Origin of the sequence: Halomonas litopenaei (assembly GCF_017303055.1) — a bacterium.
Taxonomy (GTDB): Bacteria; Pseudomonadota; Gammaproteobacteria; order Pseudomonadales; family Halomonadaceae; genus Halomonas; species Halomonas litopenaei_A.
This window is the reverse complement of the sequence record NZ_JAEKJT010000003.1, coordinates 754,723-777,691: the sequence shown is the minus strand read 5'-3', so window position 1 is coordinate 777,691 and position 22,969 is coordinate 754,723. Positions and strand designations below refer to the sequence as shown.

At 62.0% G+C, this 22,969-nt stretch carries 23 protein-coding genes and 3 tRNA genes; 14 read left to right on the top strand and 12 right to left on the bottom strand.

What is annotated here, in order from left to right:
- Positions 1-1,008 precede the first annotated feature (1,008 nt).
- The 3 genes from JF545_RS07415 to hisC are packed head-to-tail and all read right to left on the bottom strand — an operon-like array spanning position 1,009 to position 3,532.
- On the bottom strand, positions 1,009-1,989 hold the full coding sequence (locus tag JF545_RS07415) for a 2-hydroxyacid dehydrogenase (RefSeq protein ID WP_242520715.1): 981 nt from the start codon (positions 1,987-1,989) through the stop codon (positions 1,009-1,011).
- 37 nt (positions 1,990-2,026) lie between these two features.
- The gene (gene gloA2, locus JF545_RS07410) at positions 2,027-2,431 is read right to left on the bottom strand and encodes an SMU1112c/YaeR family gloxylase I-like metalloprotein (protein ID WP_206940775.1); all 405 of its coding nucleotides are present in this window, start codon (positions 2,429-2,431) and stop codon (positions 2,027-2,029) included.
- A gap of 45 nt (positions 2,432-2,476) precedes the next feature.
- A complete protein-coding gene (hisC, locus tag JF545_RS07405) occupies positions 2,477-3,532 on the bottom strand; it encodes a histidinol-phosphate transaminase (protein ID WP_206940773.1) in 1,056 nt (351 codons plus the stop codon).
- 129 nt (positions 3,533-3,661) lie between these two features.
- Here hisC and JF545_RS07400 point away from each other — a divergent pair, with 129 nt between their 5' ends.
- From JF545_RS07400 to mnmH, 5 genes are all read left to right on the top strand, one after another.
- Entirely contained in the window at positions 3,662-4,558 is an 897-nt protein-coding gene (locus JF545_RS07400) for an AEC family transporter (protein WP_206940771.1), read from the top strand.
- A gap of 101 nt (positions 4,559-4,659) precedes the next feature.
- Positions 4,660-5,115 carry a copper resistance protein NlpE N-terminal domain-containing protein gene (locus tag JF545_RS07395; RefSeq protein ID WP_206940769.1) on the top strand — a complete coding sequence of 152 codons (456 nt, stop codon included), beginning with the start codon at positions 4,660-4,662 and terminating at the stop codon, positions 5,113-5,115.
- A 214-nt stretch (positions 5,116-5,329) separates the two neighbouring features.
- Positions 5,330-6,706, top strand: coding sequence for a DNA repair protein RadA (radA, locus tag JF545_RS07390; protein WP_206940767.1), 1,377 nt, complete (start codon positions 5,330-5,332; stop codon positions 6,704-6,706).
- A gap of 205 nt (positions 6,707-6,911) precedes the next feature.
- Positions 6,912-7,949, top strand: coding sequence for a selenide, water dikinase SelD (selD, locus tag JF545_RS07385; protein ID WP_206940765.1), 1,038 nt, complete (start codon positions 6,912-6,914; stop codon positions 7,947-7,949).
- Positions 7,946-9,046 carry a tRNA 2-selenouridine(34) synthase MnmH gene (gene mnmH / locus JF545_RS07380; protein WP_206940763.1) on the top strand — a complete coding sequence of 367 codons (1,101 nt, stop codon included), beginning with the start codon at positions 7,946-7,948 and terminating at the stop codon, positions 9,044-9,046. Before selD ends, mnmH begins: the two co-directional genes overlap by 4 nt.
- A gap of 7 nt (positions 9,047-9,053) precedes the next feature.
- On the opposite strand, the gene JF545_RS07375 is transcribed toward mnmH, so the two are convergent.
- Complete coding sequence (locus JF545_RS07375) at positions 9,054-9,743, bottom strand: type 1 glutamine amidotransferase (protein WP_206940761.1); 690 nt, start codon at positions 9,741-9,743, stop codon at positions 9,054-9,056.
- Between the two features lie 70 nt (positions 9,744-9,813).
- Here JF545_RS07375 and JF545_RS07370 point away from each other — a divergent pair, with 70 nt between their 5' ends.
- Together JF545_RS07370 and JF545_RS07365 are read left to right on the top strand one after the other, a co-directional pair.
- Positions 9,814-10,107, top strand: a complete 294-nt coding sequence (locus tag JF545_RS07370) for an MGMT family protein (protein WP_206940759.1) — start codon at positions 9,814-9,816, stop codon at positions 10,105-10,107.
- A 137-nt stretch (positions 10,108-10,244) separates the two neighbouring features.
- On the top strand, positions 10,245-10,829 hold the full coding sequence (locus JF545_RS07365; RefSeq protein WP_206940757.1) for a YjaG family protein: 585 nt from the start codon (positions 10,245-10,247) through the stop codon (positions 10,827-10,829).
- A gap of 178 nt (positions 10,830-11,007) precedes the next feature.
- On the opposite strand, the gene hisF is transcribed toward JF545_RS07365, so the two are convergent.
- The 4 genes from hisF to hisB form a co-directional block, all read right to left on the bottom strand.
- Positions 11,008-11,781 (bottom strand): imidazole glycerol phosphate synthase subunit HisF, encoded by a 774-nt coding sequence (gene hisF / locus JF545_RS07360; RefSeq protein ID WP_206940755.1) that lies wholly within the window; start codon positions 11,779-11,781, stop codon positions 11,008-11,010.
- A gap of 9 nt (positions 11,782-11,790) precedes the next feature.
- A complete protein-coding gene (gene hisA / locus JF545_RS07355) occupies positions 11,791-12,531 on the bottom strand; it encodes a 1-(5-phosphoribosyl)-5-[(5-phosphoribosylamino)methylideneamino]imidazole-4-carboxamide isomerase (RefSeq protein WP_206940753.1) in 741 nt (246 codons plus the stop codon).
- 145 nt (positions 12,532-12,676) lie between these two features.
- A complete protein-coding gene (hisH, locus tag JF545_RS07350; RefSeq protein WP_206940752.1) occupies positions 12,677-13,318 on the bottom strand; it encodes an imidazole glycerol phosphate synthase subunit HisH in 642 nt (213 codons plus the stop codon).
- Positions 13,319-13,410: 92 nt separating this feature from the next.
- A complete protein-coding gene (gene hisB / locus JF545_RS07345) occupies positions 13,411-14,004 on the bottom strand; it encodes an imidazoleglycerol-phosphate dehydratase HisB (protein ID WP_206940750.1) in 594 nt (197 codons plus the stop codon).
- A gap of 171 nt (positions 14,005-14,175) precedes the next feature.
- Between hisB and JF545_RS07340 the strand changes: the two genes are divergently transcribed.
- The 7 genes from JF545_RS07340 to JF545_RS07310 all read left to right on the top strand — a co-directional run bounded on the left by JF545_RS07340 (position 14,176) and on the right by JF545_RS07310 (position 18,980).
- Complete coding sequence (locus JF545_RS07340) at positions 14,176-14,625, top strand: acetyl-CoA sensor PanZ family protein (protein WP_206940748.1); 450 nt, start codon at positions 14,176-14,178, stop codon at positions 14,623-14,625.
- Positions 14,622-16,970 carry an AsmA family protein gene (locus tag JF545_RS07335; RefSeq protein ID WP_206940746.1) on the top strand — a complete coding sequence of 783 codons (2,349 nt, stop codon included), beginning with the start codon at positions 14,622-14,624 and terminating at the stop codon, positions 16,968-16,970. Before JF545_RS07340 ends, JF545_RS07335 begins: the two co-directional genes overlap by 4 nt.
- 90 nt (positions 16,971-17,060) lie before the next feature.
- Positions 17,061-18,212, top strand: coding sequence for an A/G-specific adenine glycosylase (gene mutY, locus JF545_RS07330; RefSeq protein WP_206940744.1), 1,152 nt, complete (start codon positions 17,061-17,063; stop codon positions 18,210-18,212).
- 93 nt (positions 18,213-18,305) lie between these two features.
- The gene (locus JF545_RS07325; protein ID WP_206940742.1) at positions 18,306-18,578 is read left to right on the top strand and encodes an oxidative damage protection protein; all 273 of its coding nucleotides are present in this window, start codon (positions 18,306-18,308) and stop codon (positions 18,576-18,578) included.
- Between the two features lie 95 nt (positions 18,579-18,673).
- Positions 18,674-18,749: transfer RNA gene (locus JF545_RS07320), tRNA-Phe, on the top strand.
- Between the two features lie 7 nt (positions 18,750-18,756).
- Positions 18,757-18,831 (top strand) — tRNA-Gln (locus JF545_RS07315).
- A 73-nt stretch (positions 18,832-18,904) separates the two neighbouring features.
- Positions 18,905-18,980, top strand: a tRNA-Thr gene (locus JF545_RS07310).
- A 286-nt stretch (positions 18,981-19,266) separates the two neighbouring features.
- On the opposite strand, the gene JF545_RS07305 is transcribed toward JF545_RS07310, so the two are convergent.
- The 4 genes from JF545_RS07305 to JF545_RS07290 all read right to left on the bottom strand — a co-directional run bounded on the left by JF545_RS07305 (position 19,267) and on the right by JF545_RS07290 (position 22,899).
- Complete coding sequence (locus tag JF545_RS07305; protein WP_206940740.1) at positions 19,267-20,247, bottom strand: MDR family oxidoreductase; 981 nt, start codon at positions 20,245-20,247, stop codon at positions 19,267-19,269.
- A 93-nt stretch (positions 20,248-20,340) separates the two neighbouring features.
- Complete coding sequence (locus tag JF545_RS07300) at positions 20,341-20,997, bottom strand: TetR/AcrR family transcriptional regulator (RefSeq protein ID WP_206940738.1); 657 nt, start codon at positions 20,995-20,997, stop codon at positions 20,341-20,343.
- Between the two features lie 209 nt (positions 20,998-21,206).
- The gene (locus JF545_RS07295; RefSeq protein WP_242520714.1) at positions 21,207-22,682 is read right to left on the bottom strand and encodes a sodium:solute symporter family protein; all 1,476 of its coding nucleotides are present in this window, start codon (positions 22,680-22,682) and stop codon (positions 21,207-21,209) included.
- Complete coding sequence (locus JF545_RS07290) at positions 22,675-22,899, bottom strand: DUF3311 domain-containing protein (RefSeq protein WP_224852136.1); 225 nt, start codon at positions 22,897-22,899, stop codon at positions 22,675-22,677. The genes JF545_RS07295 and JF545_RS07290 overlap by 8 nt, the downstream gene beginning before the upstream one ends.
- Positions 22,900-22,969 lie beyond the last annotated feature (70 nt).

The window sequence follows — 22,969 nt, the reverse complement described above, 5'->3', positions numbered from 1 at the left end:
CAATGCAACGCATTGTCAGGCTCGAACGGGCGAGGGATGTAAAGCCGCTTGCGGCGCCCCGAGCCCAGGCTCAAGGCCACGAAGTGGCCGCAGAGGCGTCAGGCATTTATTCAGAAGAACCCCGATTATCGAGAGATAGTCGGGGTTTTTCGCATGCATGGGGAGACCCGCTCTTTATTTGTGGGGCCGACTCGCAGGCTCGTGGCGTTCGCCACCCCTTGCAGCTTCGCTGCAAAAGCCAGGGTGGCTCACCCCCATGCAAGAGTTGCTGTAGCCACGGCGTCATCGGCAGGCATTTATTCAGAAGAACCCCGATTATCCAGAGATGGTCGGGGTTTCTTAATTTAAAAAGCCGCATGCATGGGCTCTTGATACGTTCAGCCGCTCTTTATTTGTGGGGCCGCGCCGATAACCCCCTCGGCGTGGTCCAGCCTGGCTCTTCTCAGGGGCGGGCTCGTGGCGTTCGCCACCCTTTGCAGTTTCGCTGCAGCCGTTGTAAAGAGCTCGAGGGTGGCTCACCCCCATGCGACTCCCCTGTAGGGAACAGGGGAGAACCTCCGCAGGCGGGCCCTGAGTAACGAAGGGCGAGTCTCAGGGATGAGGCGAGTAGAGACATTGATATCTAAGCGTCATCGTCAGGCATTTATTCAGAAGAACCCCGATTATCGAGAGATGGTCGGGGTTTTTCGCATGCATGGGTCGACCCCGCTTTTTATGTGTGGGGCCGCACTGCGTGCGGTCCGGCCACTCGCAGGCTCGTGGCGTTCGCCACCCCTTGCAGCTTCGCTGCAGCCCTTGTAAAGAGCTCCAGGGTGACTCACCCCCATGCGACTCCCCTGTAGGGAACAGGGGAGAACCGCCGCAGGCGGGCCCTGAGGAATGAAGGGCGAGTCTCAGGGAGGAGGCGAGTAGAAACATGGATATCTAAGCGTCATCGTCAGGCATGTATCCAAAAGAAGCCCGGTCATCGAGAGATGACCGGGCTTCTTTATTATCAGGCAGACCGCGCTATAGGCGATAACGTTCTGGCGGCAGCTGGCCTCTCTCGAAGGCGTTCAGGCTTTCCATGGTCGTGGAAGCAATCTCGGCAAGGGCTTCCTGGGTGAAAAAACCTTGGTGCCCGGTAACGACGACATTCGGGAAGCTGATCAGCCGGGCAAAGATATCGTCCAGTGGTATATCGTCGCTATGATCCTCAAAGAACATACCCGCCTCTTGCTCGTAGACGTCGAGCCCCAGGTAACCAAGCTTGCGCGTCTTCAAGGCATCGATACAGGCACGGCTATCGATCAGGGCACCGCGACTGGTGTTGATCAACATGACGCCGTCCTTCATGGCGGCGAACGCCGCCGCATCGATCAGGTGATGCGTCTCTGGCAACAAGGGGCAATGCAGGGAAACGATATCGCTCTCCTTCAGCAGTTGCTCCAGTGCCACTCGTTCGATGCCAGGGGGTACTGGATGTGCATCTGTCACCAACACACGGCAGCCGAAGCCTCTCAGGATGCGATCCAGTGCCTGACCGATCTGGCCGTAGCCGACGATGCCGACTGTCTTGCCCGACAGGTTGAAGCCGAGCAGGCCATTGAGGTCGAAGTTATCTTCCCTGACTCGATTGTAGGCCTTGTGAATCTTTCGGCTTAGCGAAAGCATCAGTGCGACACAGTGCTCTGCTACCGCTTCAGGACTGTAGGCGGGGACGCGACACACCTGAATATTGAGACGTTTCGCTGCCTCGAGGTCGATGTTGTTGAAGCCTGCACAGCGCAACGCCACAAGCCGAACGCCAACCACGGCGAGACGCTCCAGCACCGTGCGGCTCAGGTCATCATTGACGAACACGCAAACAGCGTCGAGTCCCTGGCAGAGGGTGACCGTGCGAGCGCTGAGGCGCTGCTCGAAGTGAACGAGCTCGACGGATGATGAAGGTGAGTCAGGAAAGAACGGTCGCTCGTAAGGCTGTGAACTGAAGAAACCTACCTTGATCATGCAGCGTCTACTCCCAGCGTTGGGTCATGAGTGTCGGTCAGGCGGTGGTCTCATAAAGCTCTATCGGTGTGCCGTCCGGGTCGCTCAGAAAGGTGAAGCGTGCGCCTGTAAACTCGTCGACTCTTACCGGTTCGGGAGTGGCCCCCCGCTCTTTCAGGATCTCAACGCAGGTATCCAGGTCATCCGTCGCAAAGGCTATGTGCCTCAGGCCACAGGCTTCAGGGTAACTTGGACGGGCCGGGGGAGAGGGAAAGGAGAAAAGCTCGAGTTGAATGTTGCCAGGCAACAGAAGATCCAACTTGTAGCTATCGCGGTCACTGCGATATGCCTCATTCAAGACGTGTGCGTCGAGTACCTCGATATAGAAACGCTTGGCACATTCATAGTGGGCAGTGATCAGTGCCACATGGTGAAGACGACTCAAGGGTAGACGAGCGGTCATGGACAACCTCGGAACGGTGGGCGCCGTGACGGCGCCCTGTTCAACTCAGCGGCACAGAATTTCCAGCACTTCGACCAGGGAGTCCATCTCATCGTCGGTGCCGATGGAAATGCGCAGGTAATGGCGAAGGGCTTCGGTATTGAAGTGACGCACCAGCACGCCGCGCTCACGCAGGCCCAGAAAGAGCTGCGCTGCATCGTGCTCCGGGTGTGTGGCGAGGACAAAGTTGGTCTGTGAAGGCAGCACCTCGAAACCAAGCTGCGCCAGGCGCTGACGGGTGCGTTCCCGCGTGGTGATGACGGCTTGCCGAGTGGCTTCGAAATAGTCGGTATCTTCCAGTGCGGCGATCCCGACCGCGCTTGCCAGCGCGTCGACCGGATAGGAATTGAAGGAGTCCTTCACGCGAATCAGGCCTTCGATCAGTTCCGGGGAGCCGACGGCGTAGCCAAGCCTCAGTCCCGCGAGGCTGCGCGACTTGGAGAAGGTGCCTGTTACCAGCAAGTTGGGATAGCGCTCCACGAGGGGCACCGCACTTTCTCCACCAAAGTCGACGTAGGCCTCGTCCACCAGCACGACCCGGTCCGTCACCTTTTCGAGCAAAGCGGCAATGGCCTCACGTCCGTGGCCATGTCCGGTGGGAGCGTTGGGGTTGGCGAAAATGACGCCACCGCTATCGCTGGCCAGCGCGTCCAGGTCAACGCTCCAGTCATCGTTCAGGGGAAAGGTGCAGCTATCGATGCCGTACATGCGGCAATAGACAGGGTAAAAACTGTAGGAAATGTCCGGCATGGCCAGTGGCCGCTCTTGCCGGAAAAACGCCTGGAAGGCCAGCGCCAGTACTTCATCTGAACCATTGCCGGCGAACACTTGGTCAGCCGTGGTACCGAGCGCATGGGCCAGGGAGTCCCGCAAGGCACTCGAGGTAGGATCCGGGTAGCGCCTCAAGTGGTCTGGCGAAAACTCACGCAGCACACGCTCCACCCCAGGTGCGGGAGGATAGGGGTTCTCGTTGGTGTTGAGCTTGATCAGCTTCTCGCGGGGCTGCTCACCCGGTACGTAGGGGGTTAGCTCCCTGACGCTTGGACTCCACAACTTGCTCATGGTCTCTCGCTTGGCAGAGGTAGAAGGCGTGTTTACCACTTTGGTCATGGTGACCGCTGCCACCGCCCTGCGCAAGTCGCCGGCATGATACGCTGCGCTTGCTTAGCCATTCGCCGCCTAAGGGATTCCATGACTGCCCAGATCCTTGCCACCTTGCTGCCGGTCTTTTTGATATCTGGCGCCGGGACCCTCTATGGGCGCCTGCGCTCCCCCGATATTCGGAGCCTTAACACCCTTAACATGGAGCTTTTCGTTCCCATGCTGGTGTTTGTGGTGCTGGCAGATCGAAAGGCGCCGCTGGAAGAGTATGCGTGGCTGGCTCTGGCGGGCGCCATCATTGTGGTGGGGTCTGGCTTGCTGGTCTGGCCGATCGTCAAGTGGCTGAAACTCGACGCCAAGACGGTCGTGCCCCCGATGATGTTCAACAACTCGGGCAACATGGGCATACCTTTGCTCATTTTGGCATTTGGCGAGGAGGCGCTGCCGGCCGCGGTGGTGTTGTTTATCGTCGAGATGGTGCTGCATTTTTCACTGGGGCTGAAGATGCTCAGCCCGCATACGCCGCTCTGGCGTCTGATGAGAATGCCCATCGTGCTGGCCAGCCTGGCCGGGCTTGCGGTCAACCTGTCTGGCTTGGCGCTGCCAAGCTGGTTGCTGGAAGCCATGCACATGCTGGGCGGCGTCTGTATTCCGCTGCTGCTGTTCGCCTTGGGTGTGCGTATGCTGGATATCGACTTTGGAGACTGGAAAATCGGGCTGTTGGGCGCGCTGCTGTGCCCTTTGTCAGGGCTTGTGCTGGCATGGCCATTGATCGCACTGTTCGAGCTGGAAGGACTCAAGGCAGCGTCACTGTGGGTCTTTGCAGCACTACCGCCGGCGGTGCTCAATTATCTGGTGGCCGAGCAGTACCGCCAGCAGCCACATACCGTGGCGTCGCTGGTGCTGATCGGCAATCTGGGTAGCCTGATCGTCATGCCGATCGTACTGGGACTGATCTTTGCCCATGTGATGCCCCCAGTGTCCTAAGTGCAGGACAACACAGGGCTGTGCGCAGGGAAGCAGGGAGGTTATGCTGTCGTCAGGCTGCCGATTCGTCGGTTCCATGCTCAATGGTTAGGAGGACTTATATGCAACTCAGGACTTTGCTGGCGGGATCCGCCATGCTCGCCCTTTTGGCCGGCTGTGCGAGTGGCCCCAGCGATGACACTGCCGGTGGTGAAGCCATCCAGGCAACGTCTGCGACCTATCAGGGTACCCTGCCGTGCCGCAACTGCGACGGCATCGCCCTGACTGTCACCATGGACGGTGAAGAGCAAGGTGCTCCGGCACAGCGCACCTTCGATCTGACCGCTGCCTACCAGAACCACCCCCAGAATCCGCCGAACGAGAACTACTCCGGCAACTGGGATGTGTTGACCGGTACCGCAGACAACCCGGAAGCCACCGTTTACGAGCTGGTGCCTAACGGAGAAGGTCAGACCTACTACTTCATGCGTGTCAATCCGCAGACGCTGGAGCTGATCGATCCGCAGCGTCGTCGTTTCCAGAACAATGACATGCTGCAGCTGACTCGCCAGCAGTAAGCGCGACGGCCAGTGACAAAAGGGCAGCCTTCGGCTGCCCTTTTGCGTGGTACGGTGCGGTTAAGCCAGCGCTGTCGCTTGAGAGTCGCCCTTGCGCTGATCACCTAGGCGGCGTCGCAAGCATCGGTCGGTCCCCTCGGCTCCCTATTACGACCTGTTTGGCAGGCCGTTGACCGTTGACGGCGAGCCCGCCAGAGAATGAGAGAGAACGTCTATGGCCAAGGCCAAGAGCGCCTTTGTATGCACTGAGTGCGGTGCCGAGTATCGCAAGTGGCAGGGCCAATGTTCCGCGTGTCAGGAGTGGAACACCCTGAGCGAGGTGCGCTTGTCGTCACCGGCCCGCAGCGGAACAAGCGCTGGTACAAGTGGCCGTGGCGGATATAGCGGTAGCCTGTCGACGGAGGTGATCGATCTTGCCAACGTCGATCTGTCCGAAGTGCCCAGGCTGTCGTCCACCTTTGCCGAATTTGACCGGGTGCTGGGTGGCGGTCTGGTGCCCGGATCGGCCGTGCTGCTGGGCGGACACCCGGGGGCCGGCAAGTCGACGCTGCTACTGCAGACCGCCTGCAAGTTGGCCCAGCAGCGCAGCGTGCTGTATGTGACCGGCGAGGAATCGCTATCTCAGGTCGCCATGCGCGCCCATCGTCTGCAGCTGCCAACCCAAGGGCTTAAGATGCTGGCGGAGACCAGTATCGAGACCATTCTGGCGGTGGCAGAGCGTGAGCGTCCCGAGGTACTGGTGATCGACTCTATCCAGACCATGCACCTTGAGGACATTTCGTCCGCGCCTGGTGGCGTTGCCCAGGTGCGTGAGTCCGCGGCGGCGCTCACGCGCTTTGCCAAGCAGTCGAACACGGTGCTGCTGCTGGTGGGGCACGTCACCAAGGATGGCACCCTGGCCGGGCCGAAGGTGCTTGAGCACATGATCGATGCCTCACTGTTGCTCGAAGGTGGCGCCGACTCGCGCTTTCGTACCTTGCGCGGACAGAAGAACCGCTTTGGCGCGGTCAACGAGCTGGGCGTCTTTGCGATGCTGGAACATGGCATGAAAGAGGTGAAGAACCCCAGCGCCATCTTTCTGTCGCGTCAGCAGGAGCAGGCGGCGGGCAGTCTGGTCATGGTGGTATGGGAGGGTACCCGGCCCATCCTGGTGGAAGTACAGGCCTTGCTGGACGAGTCGGCACTGGGCAACCCGCGCCGCGTTGCGGTCGGGCTCGACGCCAATCGCCTGTCGATGCTGCTGGCAGTGCTGCACCGTCACGGCGGCCTGTTCACCGGGGATCAGGATGTGTTCCTCAATGTGGTCGGAGGCGTCAAGGTACTGGAAACCAGCGCCGACCTGGCCGTCCTGCTGGCGGTGGTGTCCAGCCTGCAAGGGCGCGCGCTACCGCGGGAGCTGGTGGTGTTCGGCGAGGTGGGGCTGTCTGGGGAGATTCGTCCGGTGCCAAGTGGCCAGGAACGCATTGTCGAAGCTGCCAAGCATGGTTTTACCCGCGCCATCGTGCCGCGAGGAAACGCGCCCAAGACCTCTCCCCAGGGCATGGAAGTGGTGCCCGTGGACAAGCTATCCGACGCGCTGGAAGTGCTGTAGCCCGGCGGCTTGCACGAAAGATCGCTCGAATGCATCGCACCGAGGCGCCGTATCAGCACGTTCCAACAGCGCCGCAAGGCAAGCCCTGAACCCGTGGCAGGCTTCCTCGTGGCGCAGATGACATGTCAGGGGCCAGCCACACGCCGGGCCGCGTTGTGCGGTTCGGCTGGTGTAGAATGGGCCTATCACTGCCAAGGAGGTTTACATGAGCGCCATCCGCTTGACCCAATACAGTCACGGTGCCGGCTGTGGCTGCAAGATCGCCCCTGACGTGCTCGATGGCATCCTGGCCAAGGCAGGCCCGGGGGCGAGTCACTCGCAGATGATCGTGGGCAACCAGGGGCGTGAGGATGCCGCTGTCTTCGACCTGGGGGATGGGCGTGGCATGATCAGTACCACCGACTTCTTCATGCCGATTGTCGATGACCCCTTCGATTTCGGGCGTATCGCCGCCACCAATGCCATCAGTGACGTCTACGCCATGGGCGGCGACCCGGTGATGGCGCTGGGCATCCTGGGCTGGCCGCTGGACAAGCTTGGGCCGGATATCGCCGGTGATGTCGTGGCAGGTGCTCAAGCCGTGTGTCGCGAGCTGGGCCTTGCCCTTGCCGGGGGGCATTCCATTGATGCGCCTGAGCCCATCTTTGGCCTCTCCGTCAACGGGTTGGTAGATCTCAAGCACCTCAAGCTCAACAAGGGAGCCAAGCCGGGGGACCTGCTGTTTCTGACCAAGCCCCTGGGGGTTGGCATGCTGACCACCGCCGAGAAACAGGGCCTGTTGCAAAGCGGTCATCATGGCCTGGCGCGCGAGACCATGCTGGTCAGCAACAAGATTGGGGCGTCGCTGGCGCGTATCGAGGGCGTCAATGCGATGACGGATGTCACCGGCTTCGGCTTGGCAGGCCATCTCTCTGAGGTATGCGCGGCCAGTGGCGTAGCGGCTCGCATTGATTTCCGGCGGCTGCCTCGTCTGGCCGAGGCCGAAGCTTATCGCCGCCAAGGGGCCGTGCCCGGCGGCACCCGCCGCAACCGCGAAGCCCTGGGCGCCAGCTTGCCAGCGATGGACGAGGCACACTGGCAATGGTTGTGCGATCCGCAGACCTCCGGTGGCCTGTTGATCTCCGTACACCCCTCCTGGGAAGACGACGTGGAGCGCGTGGGTCGCGAGTTCGGCATCGAACTGGCCCCCTTCGGTGAGGTGGTCGAGGCCCGTGGCGACGCCTTGATCGAGGTGCGCGGATGACACTGCCGCTGGTACCGGCAGATCTCGGACTGCTGGTCGAGGGAAGAACCTTGATCGACGTGCGGGCGCCGGTCGAGTTTGCCCAGGGTAGCCTGCCTGGCGCGGTCAACCTGCCGTTGATGAATAACGACGAGCGCCACCGGGTCGGAATTGCCTACAAGGAATCTGGCCAGGATGCGGCCATCGCGTTGGGTGAGCGCCTGGTGTCCGGCGAGGTCAAGCAAGCCCGCATCGATGCCTGGCGGAACCAGCTGGCGTCCACGCCGGACGCCATCATCTATTGCTTTCGCGGTGGGCTTCGCTCCCAGATCGCGCAGCGCTGGCTGATGGAGTCAGGGATTGAGCGCCCGCGCATCGAAGGCGGTTGGAAGGCCATGCGCCAGGGACTGTGCGCGCGTATCGACGAGGCCGCCAGTCAACCGATGCTGGTCGTGGGCGGGCTGACCGGATGTGCCAAGACCGCCATCGTCCAGGCGCTGGACAATGGGCTGGACCTGGAAGGGTGTGCCCGCCACAAGGGCTCTGCGTTTGGCCGGCATCCCTTGATCGCACCCAGCCAGATCGACTTCGAACATGACATGGGGCGGCGCCTTCTCTCGTTGCACGGCCCTATGGTGCTGGAAGATGAGTCGCGCCACATCGGTGCCGCCAACATACCCTTGACGTTCTGGCGAGGCATGGAAGTGGCACCGCGGATCCGGGTGGAGATGCCCCTGGACTGGCGGCTGAATCAGATCCACAAGGACTACATCGACGACCTGTGGACGGTTTACCGCCAGCAGTTCGGCGAAGTGCTGGGCTGGAAGCTGATGCGCAAGCAGCTGTCTTCGGCCCTCGGGCGGCTCAAGAAGCGCCTGGGAAGCGCCCGCCTGGCCAGGCTCGAGCGCTTGCAGGCGCTGGCGTTTCGCGAGCACCAAGCCGGCAATCGCCAGGCCCATGAGGCCTGGCTGGCGCCCCTGCTGACCGAGTACTACGATCCGATGTACCGCTACCAGCTTGAAAAGCACGGGGAGCGAGAGTTCCTGCACGTCGGCGACTGGGACAGTTGCCTCGACTTCGCCCGCCACTGGAGCCAGCAGCGGGCAGCGACAAGCTGAAGGTGCTTCAACCGGCCGGCGCGCTGCGCAACCACTGGCTGAGCAGGCGATCCAGCAGCGGTGCCAGCGTATCGAGCCGCTGGGTGGCGTCCACGATATCCTGGCCTGAGGGTGACGCGAGAGTTGGCTCAGCCCCTTCCGGCGGTGGAATCTGGGACAGCAGCGCCTGCAGGCTCTCGCTATGGTGATGCAGATGGCAGGCGAGTCCTACGACGCGGCCCGCGTCCCAGGAAAATCCCAGCACGGGGCTCGACGCCGTGCCGCCTAGGGGCAAGGCATCGTCGGGTAGGCCAAAGACTTGGCGGTGCCATAGCAGAGCGGAAAAATCGTCGGGTAGGTCGAAGGGGCTGTCATCGGCGAGGTGAACGACGTGCCAGCCGATCTCGGCACGGGTGCCCCGGCCCACCGGTGCGCCCAGTGCCGCAGCGATACGCCGGGCCCCGCTACCCAGGCCAAGCAAGGGTTTCTGGCCGTCCAGCGCCTGGTCGATCAGCTTGCGTTCAGCCTTGAGCCATGGCGCAGAGGTCCGTTCCTCCAGGTCATCGAGAATGATCAGGGCATCGCAATCGCCGGGGCGTGGGACCAGTTCACCGTCGTAGAGATGGAAGATGGTGAAGCTGTGTCCCATGCTGGTCAGCCAGTCGCCGATGCGTGCGGGGCCCAGGTGTGGATGGTGCTGCAGCAGATGAAGGTGCATGGGGCCTCGCTCCAGTGCCGGGCCGAATCCTTCGGCCCTCGATGAAAATGCAACCAGAACCAAAGGTTACATGAATCCGAACGTTCGAGAACAGATCCTCACGATCATCAGTGAGATTCCCCCTGGTCGGGTGACCAGTTACGGTCGGATTGCTGCCATGACCGATGGCGCGACCGCCCGCATGGTGGCGAGGGCGCTGCGCGACCTGCCTTCCGGGCATGGCTTGCCCTGGTTCAGGGTCGTCACCGCGTCGCGTAAGCTGGCAGACCATGGGGGCGCAGACGAGCAACGCAATCGATTGATGGACGAAGGGGTGGCGTTTGATGCCCGCGGACGCATTGCCCAGGATCGGTTCTGGCCATAGCCTGGAGCCGTAAGCCCCAGCAGTGACGTTCAGCCGTGAGCCCCAGCGATAAATCAGCGTCAACATTCCCAGGCCATGACGTCGAGACGCGACGTCAGCCGTCGAACTCTCGAGATAGTGGCCATACAGGAGCCGTCATGGCGAAACCAGGATTTCACCAGCGCTTGCAAGCGCTGTCCCTCCGACAGCAGCAGGGCTTCATGGCCGCGCTGACCGAGCGCATGTTGCCCAACTATGCGCTCTATGCCGATACCAGTGGCCACGGAGATATTTCCGGCATGCGCGTGATTCTGGACCTGGTCTGGGAGCAGCTGACCGTCAAGGACGCGCGGATCGACTTCGACCGTCAGGCCGAAAAGCTGGCGGAGCTTGAACCGCCGGCGGATGACGACAGTTTTGGTGCGCGGCGTGCACTGGATGCCGTGGTGGCACTGTCGGCGATACTCGACACCATGCGGGGTGATGCTCCGGACGCCGTGCTTGAGGTGAGCCGGGTGTCGCGCGCCGCGGTGCGTGGGTTTATCGAGCTGACGGAAGGCGAAGATGATGCCGAGCGCTTGGTGCAGATGGTCAAGACGCACCCGCTGATGGAAGACGAAAACGATTTTCAGGTTGCAGCGTTGGAGGAGGCCGAAGCAGAGCCCTCCAAGAAACAGATGAAAGTATTGAAGAAGCTGGGCCGCAATGGCGGTGTCAGCAATCTCGGGCTGACGCTGGACTGAGCGTGTTGGCGGTCCAGGCAGACCGCCTCTTGCATATCGCCCCCGCCAGGGACTACCTGACGGGGGCGACATGCTTAGGGCACCTTGTAGCACTTATCTTGCCGTGCCCCTTAGAGGCTATCTCGCGGGCCGGCTGTTCAGGCAGGCCACGCCAGGCCTGTACCGGGCGAGGATGCACCTAGAGGCGCATGGTGATGCCTCTGTCGGCCATGTAGCGCTTTGCCTCAGGGATGGTGTACTCGGCAAAGTGGAAGATACTGGCGGCGAGCACAGCGTCGGCATGACCTTCGCTGACGCCCTCGACCAGGTGATCCAGATTGCCGACGCCGCCGGAAGCGATGACTGGCACTGCTACGGCATCGCTGATCGCGCGGGTCACGCCCAGGTCGAAGCCAGCCTTGGTGCCATCCCGGTCCATGCTGGTAAGCAGCAGTTCACCGGCGCCGTACTCCACCATCTTCTGTGCCCACTCGACCGCATCCAGACCTGTCGGCCGGCGACCGCCGTGGGTGAAGATCTCCCAGCGGGCGGGTTCGCCGTCGGCGCTGACCCGCTTGGCATCGATGGCCACGACGATGCACTGGCTGCCGAAGCGCTCTGCGGCTTCCCTCACGAAGTCGGGATTGGTCACCGCCGCAGTATTGATCGAGACCTTGTCGGCACCGGCGTTGAGCATGGTGCGGATATCGTCACAGGTGCGAATGCCACCACCCACGGTAAGTGGGATAAAGACTTCGCCAGCGATGCGCTCGACCATGTCGACGGTGGTATCGCGATCCTCGTGGCTGGCGGTGATGTCGAGGAAGGTGATCTCGTCGGCGCCCTGCTGGTTGTAGCGCTGGGCCACTTCCACCGGGTCGCCGGCGTCACGAATGCCGACGAAGTTGACGCCCTTGACCACGCGCCCGGCATCAACGTCGAGACACGGAATGATGCGCTTGGAAAGTGCCATGGAGCCTCCTCAGACCTGGGTCAGTTCGTCGCACAGGCGCTGGCCTTCAGCCACATCCAGACTGCCTTCGTAGATGGCGCGGCCGGTAATGGCACCAAGGATACCTGGCTCGCCTGCCGCGATCAGGGCACGCAGGTCATCCAGGTTGGTGACACCGCCCGAGGCGATGACCGGGATACCACCATCTCGCGCCAGGGCGGCGGTGGCTTCCACGTTGACGCCATTCATCATGCCGTCGCGCGCAATATCGGTGTACACAATGCTGGAGACGCCGTCGTCGGCAAAGCGCTTGGCCAGGTCCACGGCCAGCACTTCCGATACCTCAGCCCAGCCATCGGTCGCCACGCGTCCATCATGGGCGTCGAGGCCGACGATGATGTGGCCAGGGAAGGCGCGGCACATCTGCGTGACGAAGTCCGGTTCCTTGACCGCCTTGGTGCCGATGATGACCTGGGAAACGCCGGCGGTCAGATAATGCTCGATGGTCTCCGCACTGCGGATACCCCCACCGATCTGGATAGGCAGGTCGGGATAGCGTCGCGCAATGGCGGTGACGGCTTCGCCGTTGACCGGACGTCCCTCGAAGGCGCCATTGAGATCGACCAGATGCAGACGGCGCGCGCCGGCCTCGACCCAACGGGCGGCCATGGCGACCGGATCGTCACCGTAGGTGGTGGCCTCATCCATGCGGCCTTGCTTGAGACGGACGCACTGCCCATCCTTGAGATCGATGGCGGGAATTACCAGCATGTTGTGTCCTCGGGGGGGGGTGCCTAGAGTGTGCCTAGAGTGTGCCTGTAGAGCTGCGTGAGACGATAATCAGGGGAACGCGTGCCGCCATGCCACCACAAACGCTGTGGGCGGGGTGGCTGGGCGGTGCCGAATCGCGACCCGGTCAGGGCGTCCATTGCACAAAGTTCTCGAGCAGCCTCAGGCCGTCACGAGCGCTCTTTTCGGGATGGAATTGCACCGCAAAGGTAGCGTCACGGCCGACGGCCACGTGCGCGCTGACGTTGCCGTACTCCGTGGTACCGAATACCTGCTCGTCCTGCTCTGCGGCGACATAGTAGCTATGCACGAAGTAAAAGTGTGCGCCGGGCTCGATACCGTTCCACAGCGGGTGAGCGTTAGGCTGCTGGACCAGGTTCCATCCCATGTGCGGCACCTTGAGGCGAGCCCCTTGGGTGTCCTGCATGTCCAGCGGGAACTTGCGGACCTGACCGGACAGAAAGCCCAGGCAGTCGACGCCACCATTCTCGTCGCTGTGGTCCATCAGCATCTGCTGGCCCACACAGATACCCAGCAGAGGCTTCGACTGGTTAGCCAACAGCTCCCGTACCAGTCCGCTCAGCTCGGTCCGTTCAAGCTCTCCCATGCAGTCGCGGATGGCGCCTTGGCCTGGCAGTACGACGCGAGTCGCCCCCTGGATCGAGCGGGCATCGCGGGTCACCAGCACATTTTCGTGGGTGACGTGTTCCAGTGCCTTGGCGACAGAATGGAGATTGCCCATCCCGTAGTCGATGACGGCAATGGTCATGAAGCGCTCCTTGATGGTTGGCCCCGAGGCGCCTCCGTCGGAGATCACCTCAGATGTTGTGATTCTGGCGGAGTTGGCCGCAGGCGACCGAGTTACAGGCTACCCTTGGTAGAAGGCATCTTGCCCGCCATGCGAGGGTCTTCGGCAGCGGCCATGCGCAACGCTCTACCAAACGCCTTGAAGATGGTCTCGGCCTGGTGATGGGCATTGAAGCCTTTCAGGTTGTCGATGTGCAGGGTGACCTGGGCATGGTTGACGAAGCCCTGGAAGAATTCCCAGAACAGCTGGGTGTCGAAGCGGCCAATGGTGGCGCGGGTGAAGTCGACATTCATGAACAGGCCTGAGCGGCCGGAGAAGTCGATGACCACGCGAGACAGGGCTTCATCCAGCGGCACATAAGCGTGGCCGTAACGGTAGATACCGCGCTTGTCGCCGATGGCCTTGGCGAATGCCTGTCCCAGTGTGATGCCAAGATCCTCGACGGTATGGTGGTCGTCGATGTGCAGGTCACCGGTGACGTCGATGTCCAGGTCGACCATGCCGTGGCGAGCCACCTGGTCGAGCATGTGATCGAGGAAGGGAACGCCGCTTTCACCCTTGAGGTTGCCTTCGCCATCCAGGTTGAGGGTAACGCTGATCTGGGTTTCCTTGGTGTCACGGCTGACCGTGGCAATACGCTCGGACATGTCGTCTCCTGCGCTCGCGCGCATGTCGAATATGAGGCCTTGATTCAGGGCGGGCCGCTCGCGGTGCGAGGCGCACAAGGCTGCCATTATAGTGAATCCGCGCCCCCATCCGCTACAATGCCACCATTCCAGTGGCGGCTTGCGCCGCCCTCCGGCCAAGGGAGACAGCTTATGCCGGTGACTCTCTATCGCGTCGACCGGGATGTCTGGGACGCCGATGAACAGGTGAGGATCGACCTGACTCGAATTTATGCCGATGCGCCAGAAGACCGCATCCAGCTACCCCCGGGGACTTACGTTACCGGTCAGCTTGAGCGAGGCTTCTTCTGGACGGCTCGTTTCAACGAGCGGCTGCTGGGGGCAGTGGCCGTCAGCCAAGGCGATGACCGCTGGCATATGCGTGACCTGTGTGTGCGCAAGACGACGCGTCGGCGTGGCGTGGGCTCGCGATTGCTGGCTTTGATCAGCGCAGCCGCCAACCAAGAAGGCATGAAACTCAGCGTGGCGGCGTCCCAATTGACGCTGGCCGACCAGATGCTGCTCAAGCGCCTGGGGTATCAACTGACGCGTAGCGGTGATGATTTTCAACTCGACCTGCCCACGGGAGAAAGCGGCACATGAAACGTCTTGTAAGAACCCTTCTGGCGGTCGTCGGCGTCCTTGCGCTGGTGACGGTGGGAGCGGTGGTTTACGTCACCACCTTCTTCAATCCGGAAGACATGAAGCCGCGGCTGGTGGCGGTGGTGCAGGAGCATACCGGGCTGGATCTGTCGCTCGAAGGCCCGCTGGAGTGGTCCTTCTATCCACGTATCGGCGTCAGTGTGGCTCAGGCAGAGGCGCGCCTGGCCGACCAGCCTGATGATGCGCCGGCCTTCGCCGCATTTTCTCGGGCATCGGTCAGCCTGGCGTTTACCCCTTTGCTGCGTGGCGAAATCGCCATCGATGGTCTGACGCTGGATGGCCTGACGCTGAACCTTGAACGTGATGCCGAAGGCACGGGCAACTGGGAAGCACTGCTTGAGCGTCTGGAAGACAAGGGACAGGACGCCGAAAAGGCGCTCGCCCCGGCCAGCGCGGGTCCCAATCCCAGCGATGATGGAGGGTTGTCCGTTGCCCTGAACATCGCCAGTGTCGAAGTCACCAATGGTCAGCTGTCCCTGGTGGATCAGCTGGCGCAGCGTGAATGGCAGGCCGACAAGCTCACCATCAATGGCAGCAACGTCAATCCTGATACCGCCTTCCCCCTTAGTTCGACCTTCCAGCTGCGCGTCTACGACCTGGTTGACGGCCAGCACAATGAAGAGGGTGACGCCATCGCCAGTCTGCAGAGTGACGTCTCGCTCGACGCTGACGTCAACCTGGGACTGGCCGACAGTCGCCATGTGCTGACCGATCTTACCCTGGAGACCAGCACGCTGGTGGAAGGAGCAGCGGAACCCCAGGAAGCCACCCTGAGCAGTGAGGAGCTGGTGCTCAACCTGAGCGAACAGCGCGTTCACATGGCACCTAGCCAGCTCGATGCCAGCCTGCTGACTCCCTCCTTGGGGGAAAAGCGTGTCGCGCTGGCGCTGGCCTTTCAGCTCGAATCTGATCTCGCTGCAGGGACGGCGCAAGTCAGGGACCTTGCCCTGACCGGGCCTGACAGTCTATCGATCAAGGGCAATCTCAACGTGACTGGCCTGAATGACGCTCCGCGCTATGACGGTCAGGTCCGTCTCGCGCCGCTGTCGCTGCATCCCTGGCTGGCCCGGATGGGCGCCATGCCGCGCATGACCAGTGACGAGGCACTCACCGAAGTCGCCTTGACCAGTCCGGTGGAAGGCACCCTGGAAGGTCTATCCCTTAGCGGACTGACGCTGGTGCTGGACGACAACACCTACTCAGGCAGTCTGTCAGCCGACTTTGACGGGTCACGCCTTGAGGCCGATCTGGATGGCGATCGACTGAACGCTGACAACTACCTGCCACCACCGCAGCAGGACACGGCGGCTAGCGGCCTGCCGGGCATCAGCGCTGCGCTGGCGCAGGAGGAAGCGCCTGCCATTCTGCCCGCCAGCTTCCTGGCGCAGCTGGACGAGCGCATCTCCCTGTCGTTGGGTCAGCTTGTGCTTGGTGGACAGCAATATCAGGACGTTACCCTGGAAATGGAAGGGGAGGGCGGCGTTCATCGGCTCACCGAGTTTGCGGCAGGCTTTCATGAGGGCCGCCTGAAGGCGACCGGGTCGCTGGATGCCAGCGGCGACACCCTTGCCTGGCAGCTGGCGCCGGTCATCGAGAGCGTGCGTCTGGAATCGTTGTTGACCTCGCTCGGCCAGCAGCCGGCGCCGGTCAGTGGCTCTCTGGTCGCCAGCGGTGAGCTGACCACCCGGGGGAATGCGCGCCATGAGCTGACTCGCCACCTCAACGGCACGCTGGATACGCGGATCAATGACGGCAGCATTCCACGCGCCAATGTTTCGCGTCAGCTGTGTACCGCGGTGGCCCGTCTCGAAGGTGAGCAGACCACCCGTGAATGGAGTGAAAACACCCGCTTCGACAACATCAGCGCGCGCTTTGTCATTCGTGATGGCGTCGCCCACAACGATGACCTGATGATTACCCTGCCGGGCATCGAAGTCGCGGGTGGCGGACGCCTGGACCTCGGCGCGCAAACCTTTGACGCCGACGGCGCGGCGCGTTTCGTGGACACCGCTGATGCCGCCTGCAGCGTGAATCGGCGCCTCGAGAAGGTGCCCTTTCCGGTGCACTGTGAAGGCTCACTGGAAGGCGACAGCAGCCAATGGTGCCGCTTTGACATGGCGGCATTCCAGAGCAACCTGGGCAACCTGGTCGCTGACGAAGCCAAGGCTCGCCTGAATGAAGAAGTCGAGGACCGGGTGAGCAAGGAGCTCGAGCGACTCGACGAGCGCATCGGTGAAAAAGCTGGCCAGGAACTTCGCGACGCAGTCCGTGGTCTATTTAATTGAGCATCAAGCAAGCCAGTCTCTGCGCCGACCACCGTGTCGGCGCTTTTTTTCGTGTGCATCCTGGTTTGTGATCACTAACTATCTGGTTTTATGAAATATTATACAGAAGCCCCCGGGCGCCCCGATGATCGACAGCAGCATCAGGAAGCCGCGGCGGCGCAACCCGTGCTGACCGGAACGGCCTTTGCTGAACGCCTGCTGGCATGGTTTGACCGGCATGGACGGCATGATCTGCCATGGCAGGAGAATCGCACGGCATATTCCGTGTGGGTCTCGGAAATCATGCTGCAGCAGACCCAGGTGGCCACTGTTATTCCCTATTTCGAGCGCTTCATGCAGCGGTTTCCTGATGTGCAGTCGTTGGCAGAGGCCTCTCAGGATGAGGTGCTCCACCTGTGGACCGGGCTTGGGTATTACGCAAGAGGCCGGAATCTGCATAAAGCTGCCAGAGAGGTGGTGGAACAGCATGGCGGAGAGTTTCCGGTCGACAGCGTCGACGCCATGGCAGCACTGCCCGGCATAGGGCGGTCGACGGCTGGCGCGGTCATCGCCCAGAGCACAGGACGGCGTGCGGTCATTCTGGACGGTAACGTCAAACGCGTGCTGACCCGCCTGCATGCGGTGGAAGGTTGGCCTGGTCGACCTGCCGTGGAGCGGCAGCTGTGGACGCTGGCCGACCACTACACACCAACCGAGCGGGTGGTGGACTTTACCCAGGGCATGATGGACCTGGGCGCGACGCTGTGTCGTCGCGGCCAGCCTGAGTGTGAGCGTTGCCCCTTCAACGATGTCTGTGTGGCGCGAGCGCGCAACGAGCAAAAGCGTTTCCCCGAGTCCAAGCCGAAGAAGCGTGTTCCGCTGCGTCAGACCCGAATGCTGGTGTTGCGTGACCGGCGTGGTCGTATTCTGTTGGAACAGCGACCTTCCCAGGGGCTGTGGGGCGGGCTGTGGAGCTTGCCGCAGTTCGACAGCGATGACGAGATCGATACATGGCTCGCCCTGCAGATGGGGCATGCACAAAGGCAGGCGCCGTGGCAGAGCTTTGTACATGTGTTTAGCCACTTCCGGCTCGAGATCACGCCTGTACCAGCGCAAGTAGAGGCGGCGGATCAGGTCGCCGAGGGGCGCATGTGGTACGACCCGGAGGCGCCGGAGTCAGTTGGACTGGCGGCGCCGGTGAAAAAGCTGCTGGAAACGCTGGCGCCCTTTACTCTGCGCCCACCAGGGCCGGAGAGGGCTTAAGCGAGGCCGGCCTGGGCTGCTATGCTCGGGCCAGCTAGCGACCGCTTCATCTATTTGGCGCTTCAGCAGACGCTGCATCCACAGGAGAGAGTCATGAGTCAGACCGTATTCTGCCGCAAGTATCAGAAAGAACTCGACGCCCTGCCTTTTCCGCCCCTGCCGGGCAAGAAGGGCCAGGAGATCCAGGCCAGTATTTCGCGTCAGGCCTGGGAGGAGTGGCAGGCGCTGCAGACCCGCCTGATTAACGAGAAGCACCTCAACATGATGGAGCCCAGCAGCCGCGAGTACCTGATGGAGCAGATGGAACGCTTCTTCGACAATCAGGAAACCGACCGCGCAGAGGGCTACGTCCCGCGTGATATCTAGGCTTCAGCCTGCTTCGGTCGTGGTCGCCATCATTTTGAAAGAAAAGGGGTTGACGGAAAACGGAGGAATTGGTTTAATACGTCGCGTTGGCAAGGGGCCAGATAGCTCAGTTGGTAGAGCAGGGGATTGAAAATCCCCGTGTCGGCGGTTCGATTCCGTCTCTGGCCACCAACTCTGCTGGGGTATCGCCAAGTGGTAAGGCACCGGTTTTTGGTATCGGCATGCGCAGGTTCGAATCCTGCTACCCCAGCCACGCCAACCCCGTTTCGGGTGAAGCGCTGAAAGGCGAATCATCAGAGCAGCAAGCGACCGTTAGGTCGACCCGAGCCGGCATAGCTCAGTTGGTAGAGCAACTGACTTGTAATCAGTAGGTCCCGGGTTCGACTCCTGGTGCCGGCACCATCTAAAAGATGGTTGGAAATCAAAAGCTTGTTGCAACATCAAAACCGCCCCTTGAGGCGGTTTTTTTGTGTCTCAAAGAAATCCGACTCTCTATCTCCGGTTAACCTTGAGCGCGTTGTCGTGTAGCTCCCACAACGTGGCGACTGCTACGGGTAGCGCGATTGGTAAGTGCACTGGTAGGCCGCTTATCGACCCTGCATACCCGTCGCTGACGCCACCGGCATGCAGGGTGCTGTGTTTCGTCCACTGCGCACATTCAGTGCCGTGTCAGTGGGTGGTGGGGGCGTCACCGGGTGGCGACCACGACTCTGCCTTTGATCTGGCCGTCGATCAGCCGCTCTGCCGCGTCAACCGCCTGTGACAGGGGGATTTCGGTGGCGATCTGCTCCAGGCTGTCATTGGACAGCAGTTCGGCGAGACGCTGCCAGGCGGCCATGCGTACCGCCTTGGGCTGCATCACGCTGTCGATGCCGGCCAAGGTGACGCCGCGCAGAATGAAGGGCATGACCGTACCAGGCAGGTCCATGCCCTGGGCCAGGCCGCAGCAGGTGACGGTGCCGCCATAGCGGGTGGAGGCCACAACATTGCTCAGGGTGTGGCTGCCAACGCTATCGATGGCGCCCGCCCAGCGTTCCTTCTGCAAGGGCTTGCCTGGTTGCGTGAGCTCCTGGCGATCGATAATCGTACGGGCCCCGAGGGACTTGAGGTATTCCGCCTCATTGATCTTGCCGGTGGCGGCGACCACCTGGTAGCCCAGCTTGGCCAGCAGAGACACCGCAAAACTGCCGACGCCACCGCTGGCGCCCGTCACCAAGACCTCGCCCTGGTCGGGGGTGACGCCATGACGCTCCAACGCCATGACCGACAACATGGCGGTGTAACCCGCGGTGCCGATCGCCATCGCACTCTTGGTCGAGAAGGCCGTGGGTAGTGGAATCAGCCAGTCACCGTTCAGACGAGCCTTCTCCGCCAGCCCGCCCCAGTGAGTTTCGCCGACTCCCCAGCCGTTCAGCACCACCTGGTCCCCCACCGCAAACTCCCCATGGGAGGATGATGTCACCGTGCCGGCCAGGTCGATCCCCGGCACCATGGGAAAGCTGCGCACGACCGGGCCCTTGCCGGTAATGGCCAGGCCGTCCTTGTAGTTCAGCGTGCTGTAGTCCACCGCGACAGTAACATTGCCTTCAGGCAGGTCCTGTTCGTGGATGGATTCGATGGCAACCTGCTGGTGGTCGTCTTCCTTGCGGATCACGATGGCCTTGAACATGGCTGGCTCCTTTTTAGACTGACTGTCTATGAAATGTCGCGGGAAGGTCCCGCAGGATGCATGGCAGCGGCTTCAGGATGCCGCTCATTAGCGTCAGGCTGCGGGCGAAGTGGTCTGCAGTCCGGCGAGGAAGTGTGACGTGAAGACGTCGATGGGGCGTGGGCCGCGCTCGAGTCTTGCGCGCATGATGGCGCCCTCCCACCCAATCCAGAAGGCTTCGGCGAGTAGCATGCAGTCGCTGTCGCCGGCGATATCACCGCGTTGGCGGGCCTCCTCCAGGCACGCGGCAAGGCGCTGCTGCCAGTCTGCCAGGGTCTCGATCAGCCACTCGCGATAGTGGCTGGGCAGCCCGGCCGCCTCCTGGCCGAGGTTGCCGACCAGGCAGCCGCGACGATACCCATGGCGCGCCATGCCGGCCTTGGCGTCCTCGGCAAAGGCCAGTAGTTGGGCAAGGGGGGGCTGGGAAGCATCCTCCAGGTGGCGCTCGAGCTTGCCCGCAAAGTAGCTGGCATAGCGCTCCATGACCGCCTGGCCGAAGGCTTCCTTGCTGGCGAAGTAGTGGTAGAAGGACCCCTTCGGCACGCCGGCGCGCTTGAGTATTCCCTCCAGGCCAGCGCCCAGGTAGCCATGTTCCGTCAGCGTCTCGAGGCCGCTGGCGATCAGGGCGGCCCGGGCATCGCCTTCCTGGGTGCCGATGCGGTAGTCGGTCTTGGGGGGACGCCCTCGGCGCTTGGTGTTTGCGTGAGTCATGGAGAGATTTTAGACCAGGCGTCTATAAAATCAATTGCCACCAAGGTCGAGACCTCCCCGGCGCCATGTCTGACGTTGGCAGGCGATGCAGGTCGACAGCGTTGGGTATGGCGGGCGTCAGCAGGACGCTTTGAGGGGGGCAACATGCGAATGGCCAGCGCCCGGAGGGGACGCTGGCCATGGGGATATCGCCTATGTCAGGCGTTGGTTCAGGCCTGGGCTGACAGACTCTCCACGGGGGCACGAGACTCGCTGGATTTACGCATCAAGCTGATGACCACGAAGATGGCCGAGTTGATGACCAACCCACAGAATCCCGGATGCCAGCCGAATGGCGCGTCCACGCCAAATTGCAGCAGCAGGGTGATCACTGCGCCGACACTGAGCCCGATAAAGGCCGCTGTCTGGGACGCACGCCGCCAGAAAAGAGCCCCCAGCAGCATCGGCAGTAGCTGCACAATGATGCCGTAGGCGCCAAGCAGCAGGCTCACCAGTGAGCCAGGATTGGCCAGCGCCAGGAGATAGGCCAGCAGTGAGATCACGATGACGCCATAGCGGGTCATCGACAGCGCCTGTTGCTCGGGCAGGGCGCGCATGCGTGGTGCGAACTGGACGACGTCTCTGACCAGAATGGTGGCTGAGGTATGAGCCAGGTTGGCCGCCGTGGACATGGCGGCGGCCAGCGCGCCGGACAGCGCCAGTCCGATGACCCAGGCCGGCAGGTCAGCCAGTTCCACGACGATGGTCAACAGCACCTGGTCTGGGGATTCCAGCGGCGTATCCGCCAGCAGCACGATACCGGCAAAGCCAATGATCAGCAGCGGCACCAGCAGATAGCTGTAAAGCGGATACAGCACGAACACCCGCTTGAGCGTCCTGACGTCCCGCGCGCTGTAAAACTTCATGAAGATGTGTGGCCACATCACGCAGCCCAGCGCGCTGACCAGTACAGCGGTCGAGAAGGCACCCCAGCCCATTCCGGTAGCGCCCGGCATGGTCAGGTACTCCGGTGCCTGATCCTTGATCTGCTGGAACATCTCGCCGACGCCGCCGAAGAACTGCTCGGCTGTCGTCAGTCCGAGGGCCCAGGCGATGACGACCATCATCAAGCCCTGCATCAGGTTGGTCCAGCCGATGCCCTGAAGGCCGCTGGCGTAGACATAGGCGGCCACCACCCCGCATGCCAGCAGGCTGCCGAGCCAGAAGGGGATGGTGCCCGAGGTGGCGGCCTCGAACAGCAGGCCAGCACCGGCGATTTGAATCGTCAGATAGGGAATCATCGCCAGCACACTGACCACACCAATGACCAGTCCCAGCAGGTTTTTCGGCGTGGGGTAGCAGGCAGACAGGAACTCGGCCTGAGTCAGGAACCCGTGGCGCCGACCCAGTCGAGAGATGTGCGGTGCAATCAGCCACCAGACAATGACCGCCAGGGTCAGGTAGGCGATGATATAGAACGCCGGAGCGCCCTTGCTGTAGGCCCAGCCGGGAGCGCCGAGAAAGGCAAAGGCAGAGAAGATCTCTGCGCCGAGGATGAAGAACAGCACCAGCAGGCCCATATGGCGGCCGCCCGCCACATATCCTTCCAGCGATGAGGTCTGACCGCGACGAGCGCGCAGGCCGACCAGCAGGACCACCACCAGGTAGCCCACCGTCATCGCGGTGATCAGCATCGAATCACTCATGATCCACCTCCTTCTCGGCGTCCTTGCGATAGGCGATCACCAGGCCGACGAAGAGTGCGAAGACCCAGGCGACGTACCAGAACATGAAGAAGGGCATGCCAAGGATGATGGGGTCGATGCGATTGGCGATAAGAGCCCCTGGCCAGACCATGGCCAGGGTGCAAAGCACGAAGTAGAGCAGCAGGCCTTTCGACGGCATGCCAGTGGAGTGTTTCATGAGAGACCTCTTGTTGTGGATTGTGGTCGTGGACGCTGTTGCCAGCTGATATCCCTGCGGGCGTCAGCTG